Annotated in this window: 18 protein-coding genes; 4 read left to right on the forward strand and 14 right to left on the reverse strand. The window is 60.6% G+C overall.

Translation table 11 applies throughout. The annotated features are described in order from the left end of the window. Positions 1-138: 138 nt before the first annotated feature. The 9 genes from sucD to sdhC form a co-directional block, all read right to left on the reverse strand. Positions 139-1041 (reverse strand): succinate--CoA ligase subunit alpha, encoded by a 903-nt coding sequence (sucD, locus tag ACQZ60_RS21435; protein ID WP_003492390.1) that lies wholly within the window; start codon positions 1039-1041, stop codon positions 139-141. 17 nt (positions 1042-1058) lie between these two features. Next, on the reverse strand, positions 1059-2252 hold the full coding sequence (gene sucC, locus ACQZ60_RS21440) for an ADP-forming succinate--CoA ligase subunit beta (RefSeq protein ID WP_080853030.1): 1194 nt from the start codon (positions 2250-2252) through the stop codon (positions 1059-1061). 31 nt (positions 2253-2283) lie between these two features. Further along, entirely contained in the window at positions 2284-3246 is a 963-nt protein-coding gene (mdh, locus tag ACQZ60_RS21445) for a malate dehydrogenase (RefSeq protein ID WP_003523512.1), read from the reverse strand. A gap of 178 nt (positions 3247-3424) precedes the next feature. Next, positions 3425-4588: a cell division protein ZapE gene (gene zapE, locus ACQZ60_RS21450; protein ID WP_448736100.1), complete on the reverse strand. Its 1164-nt coding sequence runs from the start codon at positions 4586-4588 to the stop codon at positions 3425-3427. A 93-nt stretch (positions 4589-4681) separates the two neighbouring features. Further along, positions 4682-5224, reverse strand: a complete 543-nt coding sequence (locus ACQZ60_RS21455; protein WP_142779826.1) for a protease inhibitor Inh/omp19 family protein — start codon at positions 5222-5224, stop codon at positions 4682-4684. A gap of 205 nt (positions 5225-5429) precedes the next feature. Then, on the reverse strand, positions 5430-6209 hold the full coding sequence (locus tag ACQZ60_RS21460; RefSeq protein ID WP_003523509.1) for a succinate dehydrogenase iron-sulfur subunit: 780 nt from the start codon (positions 6207-6209) through the stop codon (positions 5430-5432). Positions 6210-6224: 15 nt separating this feature from the next. Further along, complete coding sequence (gene sdhA, locus ACQZ60_RS21465; protein WP_174057456.1) at positions 6225-8066, reverse strand: succinate dehydrogenase flavoprotein subunit; 1842 nt, start codon at positions 8064-8066, stop codon at positions 6225-6227. Between the two features lie 7 nt (positions 8067-8073). Continuing rightward, on the reverse strand, positions 8074-8454 hold the full coding sequence (gene sdhD / locus ACQZ60_RS21470; protein ID WP_020811956.1) for a succinate dehydrogenase, hydrophobic membrane anchor protein: 381 nt from the start codon (positions 8452-8454) through the stop codon (positions 8074-8076). 11 nt (positions 8455-8465) lie between these two features. After that, the gene (gene sdhC / locus ACQZ60_RS21475; protein ID WP_003523506.1) at positions 8466-8858 is read right to left on the reverse strand and encodes a succinate dehydrogenase, cytochrome b556 subunit; all 393 of its coding nucleotides are present in this window, start codon (positions 8856-8858) and stop codon (positions 8466-8468) included. A 306-nt stretch (positions 8859-9164) separates the two neighbouring features. Between sdhC and ACQZ60_RS21480 the strand changes: the two genes are divergently transcribed. Continuing rightward, a complete protein-coding gene (locus tag ACQZ60_RS21480; RefSeq protein WP_448736101.1) occupies positions 9165-9545 on the forward strand; it encodes a hypothetical protein in 381 nt (126 codons plus the stop codon). A gap of 53 nt (positions 9546-9598) precedes the next feature. Here the strand turns inward: ACQZ60_RS21480 and ACQZ60_RS21485 are convergent, their stop codons facing one another. From ACQZ60_RS21485 to tsaD, 5 genes are all read right to left on the reverse strand, one after another. Further along, positions 9599-10243, reverse strand: coding sequence for a class I SAM-dependent methyltransferase (locus ACQZ60_RS21485; protein ID WP_448736102.1), 645 nt, complete (start codon positions 10241-10243; stop codon positions 9599-9601). A gap of 7 nt (positions 10244-10250) precedes the next feature. Beyond that, on the reverse strand, positions 10251-10694 hold the full coding sequence (locus ACQZ60_RS21490) for an EVE domain-containing protein (protein WP_003523502.1): 444 nt from the start codon (positions 10692-10694) through the stop codon (positions 10251-10253). A gap of 6 nt (positions 10695-10700) precedes the next feature. Continuing rightward, positions 10701-10994, reverse strand: coding sequence for a YciI-like protein (locus ACQZ60_RS21495; protein WP_448736103.1), 294 nt, complete (start codon positions 10992-10994; stop codon positions 10701-10703). A 63-nt stretch (positions 10995-11057) separates the two neighbouring features. Beyond that, positions 11058-12041 (reverse strand): NAD(P)H-dependent glycerol-3-phosphate dehydrogenase, encoded by a 984-nt coding sequence (locus ACQZ60_RS21500; protein ID WP_448736104.1) that lies wholly within the window; start codon positions 12039-12041, stop codon positions 11058-11060. Next, positions 12041-13138, reverse strand: coding sequence for a tRNA (adenosine(37)-N6)-threonylcarbamoyltransferase complex transferase subunit TsaD (gene tsaD / locus ACQZ60_RS21505; RefSeq protein WP_448736105.1), 1098 nt, complete (start codon positions 13136-13138; stop codon positions 12041-12043). Before tsaD ends, ACQZ60_RS21500 begins: the two co-directional genes overlap by 1 nt. Before the next feature lie 73 nt (positions 13139-13211). Between tsaD and hemC the strand changes: the two genes are divergently transcribed. The 3 genes from hemC (at position 13212) to ACQZ60_RS21520 (ending at position 16426) form a co-directional block, all read left to right on the forward strand. Next, complete coding sequence (gene hemC / locus ACQZ60_RS21510) at positions 13212-14141, forward strand: hydroxymethylbilane synthase (protein WP_035262460.1); 930 nt, start codon at positions 13212-13214, stop codon at positions 14139-14141. 4 nt (positions 14142-14145) lie between these two features. Beyond that, the gene (locus tag ACQZ60_RS21515) at positions 14146-14886 is read left to right on the forward strand and encodes a uroporphyrinogen-III synthase (protein WP_035262459.1); all 741 of its coding nucleotides are present in this window, start codon (positions 14146-14148) and stop codon (positions 14884-14886) included. A gap of 73 nt (positions 14887-14959) precedes the next feature. Beyond that, positions 14960-16426, forward strand: coding sequence for a mitofilin family membrane protein (locus ACQZ60_RS21520; protein ID WP_448736106.1), 1467 nt, complete (start codon positions 14960-14962; stop codon positions 16424-16426). The last annotated feature ends 3 nt before the right edge of the window (positions 16427-16429 follow it).

Below are 16429 nucleotides of genomic sequence, written 5' to 3' on the forward strand. Positions count from 1 at the left end.
TTAGGGCCGTTCGCCGGCCTGCCGCTTTGATTATTGCTGTCTGCCGCCGGGGCGGTATGCCGTTCTGTCTGTCGTTCCTTGCGGCATCGGGCAGCGTGGCATTGAAGCCACGCCGCCCGTTACCGATGTCATGTGGTCTTAGCCCTTGAGGACTTCAACCAGCGTCTTGCCGAGGCGCGCCGGAGAGGGCGATACCTTGATACCGGCTGCTTCCATTGCTGCGATCTTGGACTCTGCGTCACCCTTGCCGCCGGAAACGACAGCGCCGGCGTGGCCCATGGTGCGGCCCTTCGGAGCCGTACGGCCCGCGATGAAGCCGGCCATCGGCTTCTTGCGGCCCTTCTTGGCTTCGTCGATCAGGAACTGCGCCGCATCTTCTTCAGCCGAGCCGCCGATTTCGCCGATCATGATGATCGACTGCGTGGCGTCGTCAGCGAGGAACATTTCCAGCACGTCGATGAACTCGGTGCCCTTGACCGGGTCGCCGCCGATACCGACAGCCGTGGTCTGGCCGAGGCCTTCGTTGGAGGTCTGGAACACGGCTTCATAGGTGAGCGTGCCCGAACGCGAAACGATACCGACCGAACCCTTGCGGAAGATGGAGCCCGGCATGATGCCGATCTTGCATTCTTCCGGCGTCAGGATACCCGGGCAGTTCGGGCCGAGCAGGCGCGACTTGGAGCGGTCGAGGCGAGCCTTGACGCGAACCATGTCCATGACCGGGATACCTTCGGTGATGCAGGTGATGAACGGAATTTCCGCATCGATGGCTTCGATGATGGCGTCTGCTGCACCTGCCGGCGGAACGTAGATCACGGACGCGTCTGCGCCGGTCTTTTCCTTGGCTTCGGCAACCGTTGCGAAGATCGGCAGGCTTTCGCCCTTGGAACCGGTCCAGGTTTCGCCACCCTTCTTCGGGTGAATACCACCAACCATCTGCGTGCCGTAATAGGCAAGCGCCTGTTCGGTGTGGAAGGTGCCGGTCTTGCCGGTCAGACCCTGAACGAGGATCTTCGTGTCTTTATTAACAAGAATAGACATTATTTCCGGTCCCTCAATTAGCCGTTGATCGCCGCGACGATCTTCTTGGCTGCGTCGTCCAGATCGTCAGCAGCCGTAATCGCAAGGCCAGATTCGTTCAGGAGCTTCTTGCCAAGTTCGACGTTGGTGCCTTCGAGGCGAACAACGAGCGGAACCTGCAAACCAACTTCCTTCACCGCGGCGATTACGCCTTCGGCGATGACGTCGCACTTCATGATGCCGCCGAAGATGTTGACGAGGATGCCCTCGACCTTCGGGTCAGCCGTGATGATCTTGAAGGCTGCCGCAACCTTCTCCTTGCCGGCGCCGCCGCCGACGTCGCAGAAGTTAGCCGGCTCTTTGCCGTAAAGCTTGATGATGTCCATCGTCGCCATGGCGAGACCGGCACCGTTGACCATGCAGCCGATGTTGCCGTCGAGAGCAACGTAAGCGAGGTCCCACTTGGAGGCTTCGATTTCCTTGGCGTCTTCTTCGGTCTCGTCGCGCAGCGCCTTTACGTCGTCGTGGCGGAACAGCGCGTTGCCGTCGAAGGACATCTTGGCGTCGAGAACGCGCAGATGGCCATTTTCCATGACGATCAGCGGGTTGACCTCGAGGAGAGCCATGTCCTTCTCGTTGAAGGCCTTGTAGAGGATCGGGAAGAGCGCCTTGGCGTCTTCGGCTGCAACACCATCAAGCTCGAGAGCCTTGGAGATCGCAGCAACGTCAGCGTCGCTTACACCCTTTTCCGGGTTGATGGCGATGGTGTGGATCTTCTCGGGCGTGTCGTGGGCGACAGCTTCGATATCCATGCCGCCTTCCGTGGAAACCACGAAAGCAACTTGGCCGACGGAACGGTCAACCAGCAGCGAGCAGTAAAGTTCGCGGGCAATGTCGGCACCGTCTTCGATGTAGAGACGGTTGACCTGCTTGCCGGCTTCACCGGTCTGCGCCGTTACCAGCGTGTTGCCGAGCATGTCCTTGGCGTGGGAAACGACTTCGTCGATGGACTTCGCCAGACGAACGCCGCCCTTGGCGTCCGGGCCGAGTTCCTTGAACTTGCCCTTGCCGCGGCCGCCAGCGTGGATCTGGCTCTTGACGACGTAGAGCGGGCCGGGAAGCTGCTTGGCGGCAGCTTCGGCTTCCTCGACCTTGAGAATGGCGACGCCTTCAGCAACCGGCGCGCCGTAGCCCTTCAGAAGAGCCTTGGCCTGATATTCGTGAATATTCATGGAATAATCCCTGTTTGGAGCCGCTAGGCTATTACTTCAGCGACGGAGCGATGTTGACGCAGGCTTCGCAAAGACCAGCGACAGCGCCGACGGATTTCTGGAAGGCGGCTTCTTCTTCCTTGTTGAGTTCGATCTCAATGATGCGCTCGATACCGCCGGCACCGATGATGGTCGGCACGCCGACATACATGTCGTCAACGCCATACTGGCCCGAGAGGTGGGCAGCGGCGGGCAGAACGCGTTTCTTGTCCTTGAGATAGGATTCAGCCATTTCGATTGCCGAAGCAGCCGGCGCGTAATAGGCCGAACCGGTCTTCAGCAGGCCGACGATTTCCGCGCCGCCGTCACGGGTGCGCTGGATGATCTGCTCGAGGCGCTCGGCGGTCAGCCAGCCCATCTTGACGAGATCGGTCAGCGGAACGCCGGCAACCGTGGAGTAGCGTGCGAGCGGCACCATGGTGTCGCCGTGGCCGCCGAGAACGAAGGCGGTGACGTCTTCAACCGAAACGTTGAATTCTTCGGCGAGGAACAGGCGGAAACGGGCGCTGTCGAGAACGCCGGCCATGCCGACGACCTTGTTCTTCGGCAGGCCGGAGAACTTCTGCAGCGCCCAGACCATGGCGTCGAGCGGGTTGGTGATGCAGATGACAAAAGCATTCGGGGCATATTTCTTGATGCCGGCGCCGACCTGCTCCATGACCTTGAGGTTGATGCCGAGAAGATCGTCGCGGCTCATGCCCGGCTTGCGGGCAACGCCAGCGGTGACGATGCAGACGTCAGCGCCTTCGATGGCGGCGTAATCGGAAGCGCCGGTGAGCTTTGCATTGAAGCCTTCAACCGGACCGGACTGGGCAATATCCAGACCCTTGCCCTGCGGGATGCCGTCGGCAATATCGAAGAGGACGATATCGCCCAGTTCCTTCAGGCTGGCGAGATGCGCCAGCGTGCCGCCGATCATGCCAGAACCAATAAGTGCAATTTTTTTGCGAGCCATCGAATGCTTCCTCTTGAGCTTCAATTCAATTTCACCGCGCCAAACCGGCAGCCAAATTGTCGCACTCCGATTAGCCCCATTGGCTAAAATTGGCAACAGATTCTTTTCTGGTGAATATTTTCAATCGTTTAGATCATTATTTTCTTACGTAAACGTAAGAAAATACGTCACGAAAGTGTCAAACTTTCTGGCGTTTTTCGTGGTGCAGCGCCAGATAATCCGCGCTGCGCATTTCAAACAGGCGCGAGGCGGTGCGATCGAACTCGAAACCTTCGGTGCCCTTGCGCTTGCCGAGCAAGTCTTCCGGCATGGCGGCAGCGGAGGCAAAAAGCCGGACGCTGTGGTCGTAAAGCGCATCGATAAGGATGATGAAACGCTTGGTCTCGTTGCGCTTGTCCGCATTCAAGAACGGGATATGGTCGATGAAGACCGTATCGAAACGATTGGCGATGGCAAGGAAGTCGGAAGCCCCAAGCGGCTTCTCGCAAAGATCGGAGAAGGAGAAGCGCGCCACACGGCCACTGGCGCGCGGCACCAGAATGGAGCGGCCCTTCATCGGTATTTCCGTCGGCGCGACAAGGTGGCCACCGGTCATGTGCCGCCAGGCCATATCCATCGCCTGATCCGCCGAACCGTCGAGCGGCGTGACATAGACCGGCAGGCTTTCCAGCTTTTCCATCCGGTAATCGGTGGGGCTGTCGAGCGTCACGACCTCAACATATTTCTTCAGCAAGTCGACGAAAGGCAGGAACAGGCCGCGATTGAGCCCGTCCTTGTAGAGATTGTCGGGAACGACGTTGGATGTCGTTACCAGAGTGCAGCCATTGGCGAAGAGTTCGCTGAACAGCCGGGCGAGGATCATCGCATCGGCAATATCCGTAACGGTGAACTCGTCGAAGCAAAGGAGCTCCGCTTCCGCCAGAAGTTGGGCCGCGACAGGCGGAATGGGGTCTGCCTGTTTGGTTTCGCCATTCTTCAGCTTCTGCCGATGCGCATGCACGCGATTATGCACATCCGCCATGAATTCGTGAAAATGGCAGCGCCGTTTGGAAGAAACGGGCGCCATCTCATAGAACATGTCCATCAGCATCGTCTTGCCGCGGCCGACGCTGCCATAGACATACAATCCCTTGACGGACGCAGCTGGACCGGCCTTGCGCGCGAACATCCAGCCGAGCGCGCTTTTTTTCTTGGCGGGCTTTCGTGCCTTCAGATCGGCAAGGATACGGTCGAGGTGAGCCGCCACACCGAGTTGCGCCGCATCCGCCTGCAAGGTGCCAGCTGCCGTTAATGCGTTGAGCTGTTCAACGACACTATGATTGTAATCGGGCAATGGCTTCATGGAAAAGCGCTCCGGCCGCGGACACCGACAGGCATCCGCGACGAATGGAATGGCTCAGAACAGGCAGGGCGATCCGGATACACCGGAAATGCTCTATCGGCTGAGGCTGAGCGGCTGGCCGCTATTGGTCGTGCCGTCAAAGCGCGCATCGGCGCTCTTGTAGACGCGGCCGATCGTATCGCCCGAACGGTTCTTGAAGAGGACCATCTTGCCGGACACTTCCCAGGAGCCCATCGCCGTCAGCTCGCCGGAGCAGCCACGCGTGCCGCCACGCGAACCGCTGCCGAGATTGGTGAGCGTCAGGAACATGTCGCAATTGGCGCCGCCATTGGAAACGCGCCAATTGCCGACCATGGATTCCTTGGTAACGTCAAGTGCGGCTGCCGGCGGAGCGGCAGAAGCGACATTGGTTCCGCCAGGAGCGGCCGAGGCAGGTGCCGACGGGAACTGGCTGCCCGTGGCGCCACCGGGCGGCGGCAGGGCGCCGGACTGGACGGAGGGCACCGGCTGCGCCTGCAAAGGCGGCGTATAACCGGGATTGTTGCTGGCGTTGTTGTTGTAATCGTAGGAGGTACGTTGGCAACCGGCGAGAGTCATCACAACCGCAAGGCCCGTCACCACATATCTGAATTGCATATCAAGCTCCCGATTCTCTCGCTTCCGGAAAGATCATGATCAAACAAGAAGGCTGAATTATTACCAAAGCCTTATCTTGCGCAAGCGATGGCCGGGATAATTACCATTTCGGTCGATTTTTACCGAATTTTCCCACGCCGGGTTGTAAAAAGGGCCACGGTCGAGACCGCGGCCCGCTAGATTTTCTGTCGTCAGCGAATCGCCTTTAAACGCGGCGTTCGACCATCATCTTCTTGATTTCCGCGATCGCCTTGGCCGGGTTCAAGCCCTTCGGGCAAGCCTGCGCGCAGTTCATGATGGTATGGCAGCGGTAAAGGCGGAACGGATCCTCGAGATTGTCCAGACGCTCACCGGTTGCCTCATCGCGGCTGTCGATCAGCCAGCGATAGGCCTGCAGCAGAACGGCCGGACCAAGATAACGGTCGCCATTCCACCAGTAGCTGGGACAGGAGGTGGAGCAGCAGGCGCAGAGAATGCACTCATAAAGACCGTCCAGCTTCAGGCGGTCCTCATGGCTCTGCTTCCACTCCTTGGCGGGCGTCGGCGAAACCGTCTTCAGCCAGGGCTCAATGGAGCGGTGCTGGGCGTAGAAGTTCGACAGATCGGGAACGAGGTCCTTCACGACAGGCATATGCGGCAGCGGATAAACCTTCACCGTGCCGTTGATCTCTTCCATGCCCTTGGTGCAGGCGAGCGTGTTGGTGCCGTCGATGTTCATGGCGCAGGAGCCGCAGATGCCTTCGCGGCAGGAGCGGCGCAGCGTCAGCGTCGGGTCGATATTGTTCTTGATGTAGAGAAGCGCATCCAGAACCATCGGCCCGCAATCGTCGACATCGATATAATAGGTGTCGATGCGCGGGTTCTGGCCGTCATCCGGGTTCCAGCGATAGATGCGGTATTCGCGCACATTCTTGGCGCCGTCCGGCTTCGGCCAGACCTTGCCTTCGCTGATCTGGGAATTCTTGGGGAGAGCGAGTTCAACCATATCCAGTTCCTCAAATCAGTAGACGCGCGCCTTCGGCTCGATCTTTTTCGGATCGATGCCGTCGGCGATGAGGTCGGTGTGAACAGGGCGGTAGTCGAGCTTGACGTCGCCTTCCGGGCTGACCCAGGCAAGCGTGTGCTTACGCCAGTTCACGTCGTCGCGACCGGCGAACGGACCGTCGACGAAATCCTCGCGGGCGTGCGAACCGCGGCTTTCCTTGCGCGCTTCCGCGCCATAGACCGTGGTGATCGCGTTGGCCATGAGGTTGTGCAGTTCGAGCGTTTCGACCAGATCGGAGTTCCAGACCATCGAACGATCGGTGACCTTAACGTCAGGCAGTTCCTTCCAGATGGCGGAAAGACGCTGGCAACCGCTTTCCAGCGATTCCTGCGTGCGGAACACCGCTGCATCATCCTGCATGGCGCGCTGCATCTTGTCGCGCAGCACGGCAGTCGGCGTCGAGCCATTGGCATAACGCAGGCTGTCGAAACGCTCCATGATCCTGTCGCAGGCAGCCGTATCGAGAGCGGGAACCGCCTCGTCACGGTTGATGACCTGAGCCGCGCGGATCGCTGCGGCACGGCCGAAGACCACAAGGTCGATCAGCGAGTTGGAGCCGAGGCGGTTGGCGCCGTGCACCGAGGCGCAGCCGGCTTCGCCAACGGCCATCAGGCCGGGCGCGATGCGTTCAGGGTTGTTGGCATCGGCATTCAGCACTTCACCCCAATAATTGGTCGGAATACCGCCCATATTGTAGTGAACCGTCGGCAGAACCGGGATCGGCTCGCGTGTTACGTCGACGCCGGCAAAAATCTTGGCGCTTTCGGAAATGCCCGGAAGACGCTCATGCAGGATCGCCGGATCGAGGTGATCGAGGTGCAGAAAGATGTGGTCCTTGTTCTTGCCGACGCCGCGGCCTTCACGGATTTCCATCGTCATGCAGCGCGAGACAACGTCACGCGAGGCGAGGTCCTTGGCGGAAGGCGCATAACGCTCCATGAAGCGCTCGCCTTCGGAGTTGACGAGGTAACCGCCTTCGCCGCGTGCACCTTCGGTGATCAGGCAGCCCGCGCCGTAAATACCTGTCGGGTGGAACTGCACGAATTCCATGTCCTGAAGCGGCAGGCCAGCGCGGGCGATCATGCCGCCGCCGTCACCGGTGCAGGTGTGGGCCGAGGTGGCCGAGAAATAGGCGCGGCCGTAACCGCCGGTCGCCAGAACCACCATCTTGGCGGCAAAGCGATGGATCGTGCCGTCATCGAGGTTCCAGGCGACGACGCCGGTGCAGCGGCCGTCCGGAGACATGATGAGGTCGAGCGCGAAATATTCGATGAAGAATTCCGCATTGTTGCGCAGCGACTGCCCATAAAGCGTGTGCAGAATGGCGTGGCCGGTACGGTCAGCGGCGGCGCAGGTGCGCTGCACCGGCGGGCCTTCGCCGTAATTCTGCATGTGACCGCCGAACGGGCGCTGATAGATCTTGCCTTCTTCGTTGCGCGAGAAAGGCACGCCGTAATGTTCCAGCTCATAGACCGCCTTCGGCGCTTCCATGGCGAGATATTGCATCGCATCGACGTCGCCGAGCCAGTCGGAGCCCTTTACGGTGTCGTAAAGGTGCCACTGCCAACAGTCGGGCGTCATGTTGGTGAGCGATGCGGCGATGCCGCCCTGCGCCGCAACCGTGTGGGAGCGCGTCGGGAAAACCTTGGTGATGCAAGCCGTGCGGAAACCCTGTTCCGCCATGCCGAGCGTTGCGCGCAGACCCGCGCCGCCGGCGCCCACCACGATCACGTCATAGGAGTGATCGACATAGGTGTAAGCCTTGCCATTCTGGGAAGGTGAACTGATCGATGCCATGGCGGGATTATCCTGCGAATGCGATTTTCAGAATGGCGAAGATGCAAAGACCGCCAATGAGAACCGCGAAAAACATATTGAGCATCAGAAGAACGAGCTTCGAAACCTCGGCGTGAATGTAGTCTTCAATGATGACCTGCATGCCGAGCTTCATGTGGATGAGGCCGGAAACCAAAACCAGAGCCATGATGACCGCAACGAGCGGGTTCGACAGCGCCGCAACGACTTCAGGATAGGGCGCGCCGGCATATCTGATGAGGAAGACGACAAAGAAGATGAGCAACGGAACGTTGGCGACCGCAGTTACGCGCTGACGCCAGAAATGGTCGGTGCCTTCCTTGGCGGAGCCGAGGCCGCGAACCTTTCCGAGAGGTGTACGCATATCCATGAAAAATCTCCTCAGCGCACGATCAGGGCAATGACCCAGATCAGCGCGGTCAGACAGATCGACACCACCCACGAGGCCTTTGCCAGCTTGGTGGTAAAGTGCTTTTCGAAGCCGTAGCCCAAATCCCACATGAAATGGCGAAGGCCGCCAAGCATGTGATGGACCAGAGCCCAGGTGTATCCGATCAGGATGAGCCTGCCGATGATCGTGCCCATCGCCCAGTTGACCCAGTCGTAATAGGCCGGACCCGAGGCGATAGCGATCAGCCACCAGGCAACCAGAAGCGTTCCGAAATAAAGCGCGCCGCCCGTGATGCGGTGCACGATGGATGCAACCATCGTCGGAATCAGCTTGTAAACTTGAAGATGCGGCGACAGAGGCCGGTTATTAGTCGCATTCGCCATCAGAACCTCGCGGCGTTTTCCCGTGCGCCCATCAGACAGGACGCCCCCAAGCAACAGCACATGACGAAAGAATGTGCATTGCACCAACCGCGACGTTTAATCACATGGGAGCATCACGACAAGCACATTTCATGGCCGATTCCAATTTAATCGATTGGTTCACGAATTTTTTTTGGAATTTTTTTGCGTCAAAATAAAAAATCGAGCGTTTCCAAGATTTACGCCCCTAAAATATTTACCTTTACGTAATTCATGAATCGTGTAATTTACCTTTGGTTAACCAAGAAAATCCGGAGAATGAGGCTCATGTTACAGCGCCGAATCGCCGCTTTGACCATGATGGTCGCAGGCGTCATTTTCACCGTGGTGCCTTCAGCGGCGGCAGAGAATTCTTATGGCCGCCGTGATTATCAGCACAACTATCAACATCGTCAATCGCAGGTAAGCTTCTCCATGGACGGGCTGCCATCCACCCTCTCCGGCGGTACTTACGTCGGTGCGATATCGGCGCTACGCGTTCGCGGCAACGGCAATTATTTCGCAATTGGCGGCGGGCTTTCACGGAAAGGCGCAGCGGTTGCGACGGGCGCGCAGCTTGCGCCAAAGGCGAAAATCATCAATGTCCGTGCTGAAACCGCTGGCGACGCCTGCGCCTACGAGCATGGTGTCTGCATTATCCGGCCATAGAGTATTTCCGGTAAAAGCATGAAGCGTTTTACTGCAAATGCGCGATGCGCTGATCAGATAAAACGCCACACCGTGGTCTTCTTCACTTCGCTGTCTTCCAGCGCCCGCGTCACCGGCACCTGATAGGTCGCCTCCGCGCGGAGCCGCTCTTTGGGCAAATAAGCGCGTCCGGGATCGCCGACGAGGATGGTCACGCCTTTTTCCGTCAGTTCCAGAAACCACGGTACGAGAAGCTCGGCAAAGGCACGGTCGTAAAACACATCGCCGGCCAGTAGAACATCCGCTTCGACCGGTTTCCCAACCAGATCAAGCCCGGTGAAAGCAATGTCCACGCCATTGAGAGCCGCATTCAGCCGAATGGCCGCCTCTGTCCACGGATCGATATCGGCCGCCAGAACAGTACCCGCGCCCGCCTTTGCCGCAGCGATGGCGACCAGACCGGAGCCGCTGGCGAAATCCAGCACGCGCCTGCCGGAAACGCTGTCGGGATGATCGAGAACGTAGCGGGCAAGCCCCTGCCCGCCGGCCCAGGCGAAGGCCCAGAAGGGCGGCGGCAGGCCGATCGCTTCCAGCTCGTCCTCCGTCTTCAGCCACAGCTCATGGGCTTCGGTGGCGAGATGAAGACGCAACTCCGGCACATGCGGCGGATGCATGATGGCGGTATTGTCGAGAATGAAGCGTTCGGGATCGGTCCTCACCGAAGCATCAGTCCGGTGACTTCGGTGGATTTGCGAGACCGCCCATGCGGCAGACCTCAAGATATTCCTCTTCCGTCACCGGCTGCACGGAAAGCCGCATGGAAGTGACAAGCGACATCTTCGCCAGCTTCGGATTGGCTTTCACATCCTTCAGCGAAACGGGCTGCGGCATGTCGCATACGGCGCGGATATCCACGCAATCCCATTTCAGATCGCCTTCGGCGGTCGAATCCGGATGCGACAACGCGCAAACTTCGACGATGCCGACGACATCCAGCCCCTCATTAGAGTGGTAGAAGAAACCCTTGTCGCCGATCTTCATAGCGCGCATGTTGTTGCGCGCCTGATAGTTGCGCACGCCGGTCCATTCTTCGCCGGCCTCGCCCTTGGCCTTCTGCATTTCCCAGGACCATTTGAACGGCTCGGACTTGTAAAGCCAGTAATTCGCCATATCCGGTCATGCTCCCGGATTGTTGAAGACCCAATTATAGGGCTTCACGTCAACGCTTTCGAACAGGCCGGCCTTGGCGTAGGGATCGGCATCGGCGAGAGCCTTCGCGGCGTCGATATCGGCGGCGTCAACGATCACGAGGCTGCCATTCGGCTTGCCTTCGGCATCCAGAAACGGACCGGCGATCTTCAGCGCGCCCTCGGCATTCAGCTTGTTCAGGTGCTCCAGATGCGCCGGGCGCGTTTCCATGCGCACATTCAGATGGCCGGGCTTGTCCTTGCAGATAAAGGCAAACAGCATTTTCGTCTCCTCGTTAAAACATGTCTTCCAAACGCGTCAGCGGTTTGGAGCGAAGACCCGCCCTCATTCGGTGGTGATGGGCCGTGTCATCAATTGTTGCATGGCGCTCGCCACATCCAGATTGCCGTCAATGATAGCGGCCACCGCTTCGGTAACCGGCATGTCGACAGCGTGACTTTCCCCGAGCCGGGCGGCGACGGCTGCCGCGAAAGCGCCCTCCACCAGCCCGCCGGACATATCCTTGCCCTCACCCCGGCCGAGCGCGATACCGAAACGCAGGTTTCGCGACTGGTGGCTGGTGGCGGTTAGCACGAGATCGCCGAGGCCCGAGAGGCCGCGCACCGTGTCCGCCTTCCCGCCCATCGCAACGATGAGACGCGACATTTCGGCAAGCCCGCGCGAAATCAACGCCGCCCGGGCGGAATCGCCAAGACCCGCGCCTTCGACGATGCCGGCGGCAATGGCGAGAACATTCTTCAGCGCCCCGCCAAGCTGCACGCCGATGCGGTCGGTCGAGGCATAAAGCCGGAAGGTCTTGCCGGAAATCGTGGTCGCAAGCCGCTCGGCTATCACCACATCTTCCGCCGCAATCGCCATGGCCGTCGGCAAACCACGCGCTATGTCGGCCGCAAAGCCCGGACCGGACAGAACCGCAATCGGATGATGCGGCAGTTCCGCTTCCAGAAGTTCCGTCAGCAGCCGGCCGGAGCTGCGGTCGATACCCTTGGCGCAGGTGACAATGATAGAGTCATTAGCCAGATAAGGACCGTAGTGACGGGCCGCATCGGCATGAGCCTGCGAGGGCATGGCGAAGAGGACGATGCCGGCGCCGGCCAGCACATCGGGCTCGGCGGAAAATTCAAGCGCATCCGGCAGATCGACGCCCGGCAGCGCCGCCTCGTGCACGCGGTCGCTCCTGAGGTCGGCCATCAGGGATGGGTCGCGGCCGAGCAGGGTCACGTCATGCCGGTTTTCCAGCGCGATGACCACAGCAAGCGCGGTTCCGAAGGCGCCGGCGCCGATGACGACGATTTTCTCCCGCTGCATCAGGCCTTGGCTCCCCTTTTACCGAAACCGATCAATGTCTCCGCACTGCCATCCAGCGGCCAGCGCGAGCGCGGCGGGATTTCGAGCGGATCTGGGTCCCGGCCGTCCGCCATGCGCTCCAGCCCCGCCCAGGCGATCATCGCGGCATTGTCCGTACAGAGCCGGTGCGGCGGCGCGACGAAGCGGAAGCCATGGGTATCGCAAAGCGATTGCAGCGTCTGGCGGATTTCCTGGTTGGCGGCGACGCCGCCGGCGACGACCAGAGCAGGCTCGGTTTCTGTGTGCGGAAATTCCTGCCTGAAACGGGCAAGGCCACGGCCGATCCGATCCTTGAGCGTGCGCGACACCGCTTTCTGGAACGAGGCGCAGATATCGGCGATATCCTGCTCGGAAAGCGGCGCGATGGCGGTCGCCGCCTGCCGCACCGCCGTCTTCAGTCCAGAGAAGGAAAAGTCGAGCCGTGCTTCGCCGACCATGGGACGCGGAAGCGGAAAGCGGTTCGGATCACCCTTCGCCGCCGCCTTCTCGACCGCAGGCCCGCCGGGATAGGGCAGGCCCAGAAGTTTCGCTGTCTTGTCGAAGGCCTCCCCCAAAGCGTCATCGATGGTGGTGCCCCAACGCTCATAATCGCCCACGCCGCGCACCAGCACCAGCTGGGTATGGCCGCCGGAGACGAGCAGCATCAGATAGGGAAAAGACAGACCATCCGTGAGGCGCGCCGTCAGCGCGTGGCCTTCCAGATGGTTGATGGCGTAAAGAGGCTTGCCGGCCGCCTTGGCAATGGCCTTGCCCGTCATCAAACCCACCAGCAGGCCGCCAATGAGGCCGGGGCCGGAGGTGGCGGCGACGGCGTCGACATCGGCAAGGGTCACGCCCGCCTGCTCCAGTGCTTCTTCCACCAGCGTATCCAGCGCCTCAACATGGGCGCGCGCGGCAATTTCCGGCACCACGCCGCCATAGGCGCTGTGTTCCTCAAGCTGCGACAAAACGACGTCGGAGACAATCTCGCCATGGCCGTCCGCATGCCGAACCACAATGGATGCGGCGGTTTCGTCACAGCTTGTCTCTATGCCGAGGATACGAAGAAAGGGGGTCATCAAATCTGTTCGTTCATTGCGATCATGCGCTGAGTTGGTCTAAGACAACTCCGGTAACAATGGATAGACGCGGATGCAAACAAAACCTTTCCGAATCGGCACGCGCGGCAGCCCGCTGGCGCTCGCGCAGGCTTACGAGACGCGCAACCGGCTGATGGCGGCGCATGGCCTGCCGGAAGAAATGTTCGAAATCGTCGTGCTGTCCACCAAGGGCGACCGGATAACCGACCGCGCTTTGTCGGAAATCGGCGGCAAGGGCCTCTTCACAGAGGAGCTGGAAAGCCAGCTTTTGTCCGGCGAACTCGATATGGCCGTGCATTCCTCCAAGGACATGCCGACCGTTCTGCCCGAAGGCCTCTATCTGTCCGCTTTCCTGCCGCGCGAAGACATACGCGACGCCTTCATCGGCCGCACCGCACCGAAGCTGCTGGAGTTGCCGCAGGGCGCCGTGGTCGGTTCCGCATCCCTGCGCCGCCAGGCGCTGATCCGCCGCCTGCGGCCGGATCTGAGCGTCATCATTTTTCGCGGTCAGGTCGATACCCGCCTGCGTAAGCTGGAGGAAGGCCAGGCGGATGCGACGCTTCTCGCCTTTGCCGGTCTGAAGAGACTTGGTAAGGACAATGTTCCGACGGAAATTCTCGACCCGAAGGAATTCCCTCCTGCTCCAGCCCAGGGCGCAATCGGCGTGGAAAGCCGCATCGGCGATACGCGCATGGACGAACTGCTCGCTCCCATAAACGACAGGCCCACTCATGATGCCGTGACCTGCGAGCGCGCCTTTCTGGCAGCACTCGATGGTTCCTGTCGCACGCCGATTGCCGGCTACGCCACCTGCGATGGCCAGGAATTGCATTTTTCCGGCCTGATCCTCACCCCCGATGGCCAGACGAGCCACGGCATCGAAGCCTCCGGCAACCGCCGCGATGCGGCAAAGCTCGGCCGGCAGGCCGGCGAAGACGTGCGCGCCAAGGCCGGCAGCAATTTCTTCGAAGGCTGGAGCTGAGCCGATGCGGATCGTCGTCACCCGGCCGCAGCGTTCGGGCGAAAGGACGGCCGCAAAGCTTGAAGCGCTTGGCCATGCGCCGGTGCTTCTTCCGCTGTTTTATCCCGCCCATCATGGCGAACGCGCCGTCTCTGCGCTATCCGCCCCGCTGGCGGCCATCGCGGTGACCAGCGCCGAGGCGCTGCGGGCGCTGGAAACATCACGGGACGGGCTGGCTCCCTATCTGTCAAAACCGCTTTTCGCCGTCGGCGGAGCAACGGCGGAAGCGGCGGAAAAAACCGGCTTCGAACAGATTTTCACCGCCTCCGGCGACGCCGTGAGTCTGACCGCGCTGGTGACTGAGCACCGGACTCTATTTTCCGAAGAAGAGCCCCTGCTCTATCTCGCTGGCAGGCCCCGTGGCGCCGTCTTCGCGGAAGGCCTTGCCGCCGCCGGCATTCCCTTCAGAACGGTGGATTGTTACGAGATGCTGCCCTCCGACATTTCGGAGACGATGCTAGAGACGGCGCTTGTCGAAAGCGCTGCCGATGTGGTCCTGCTCTATTCATCGGAAGCGGCGCGGTCCTTTTTTCATCACGTATCGACGGAAAAATACGTGGCGGCGCTGGCAACGACACAATTCATCTGCATCAGCCGCAACGTGTTTTCTCTCGTTCCGGAAATCTTCCGCGCAAACGCCAAGGCCGCCGAAGAACCGAGCGAGGCCGCGATGTTTGAACTTCTACACCATAACTCTGGAACCTAATTCGAGCTCGCCTCTTTCCTTTGCCGCCGTCACTGACTAGGTTTAGATTACTGCAGGCAGAAATGAGGTTGTCATGGTATCGGGAAAGCCGCCACGCCACTCCAAGTCCAAAGCCGAACCGGTCACCATCGACCTGGACGCGAAAGACGTGAAAGCAATTTCCGCCGACGTGGACGCTGCCAAGACGGACGAAAAGCCCGGTGACAAAACACCTGCGGCCGCCGCAGAGCCGGGTGTTTCGGACACAAAGCCCGAAGCAGCCGCAACGGGTAACCCCGCCCCCATCTGGGACCAGCCCAAGAAAACCCCTATCGAGCCGGAACCCAATGTCGGCAAAGCGGAATCCGTAGCCACGGCACCGAAGGCTGAGAGCCCCGCAGACAAACAGCCCGCAGACAGGCAGAAAGAGCCCGTCTCGACGGCCCCCGTTTCGCCTAAAGCCGAGACAAAACCGTCGACGGGCGCCACTGACACGAGCGCGACTGCGGCTGCAGCAGCTGCTGCGAAGCCGGCCTTCGGCTCCACAGCGTCCTCCAGCGCATCCAGCGGCGCCACCGCTGCAAAACCAGCGACGGCGACCTCCTCTTCAGGACCGGCAAAGCCCTCCACACCGCAGCAGGCGGAGCGCAAACAGGCGGCAACCTCCGGCCTGATCGCGGCAGGCATCGTCGGCGGCCTTGTGGCGCTCGCCGCCGCCGGCAGCATGCAATATGCCGGCATCCTGCCCTCCTTCAATGCAGGCAGGGCGGGAAGCGAGGAAATCGCCGCACTGAAAACCGATCTGGACAGCTTGCGGCAACAGCTTGCCAGTGCGCCGGCCGCCGACACCTCGGCGCTGGAACAGCGTATCGCAACCCTCGAAGGCGCAAAGGGTGAGACCCCGCAGGTGGATGGGCTGTCGGAAAAAATCGCCGCGCTGGAATCCACCCTCCAGTCGGAGCGATCCGCGCAGGCATCGGCGACGGCGGAACTGACACGCCGTCTTGCGGATGCGGAAGCCAAGATCAACGAGCCGCGCGACGATATCGAAGTCGCCCGCGCCATCGCTTCCGCCGCGCTGAAGGCCGCGATCGATCGCGGTGGGCCGTTCCTGACGGAACTCGACACCCTATCCAAGGTAACGCCCGACGATCCGGCCATCGCATCGCTGCAATCCTTCGCCGCAACCGGTGTGCCGTCACGTTCGGAACTGATGCAGAAATTCCCTGACGTCGCCAATGCGATGCTTTCCGCCGTCAACCAGCCCGACCCCAATCAGGGCATTATGGAACGCCTGACCGAAAGCGCCTTTTCACTGGTGAAGGTGCGCCCGGTCGGAAATATCGAGGGCGAGACCCCCGAAGCCAAGATCGCACGCATGGAAAACAAGCTGCGCAACGGCGATCTGCAGGGCGCGGCGCTTGAATGGAACGGGCTTCCCGATGTCGCCAAGACGGCATCCGCCGATTACAAGAAATCGCTGGATGCGCGCATCGAGGTCGAAAATCTGGTCGGCGGCACGTTGAACCGCGCCATCACCAGCACCGGCAGGCAGGGGTAAGGG

Source organism: Agrobacterium sp. 22-223-1, from assembly GCF_053522385.1.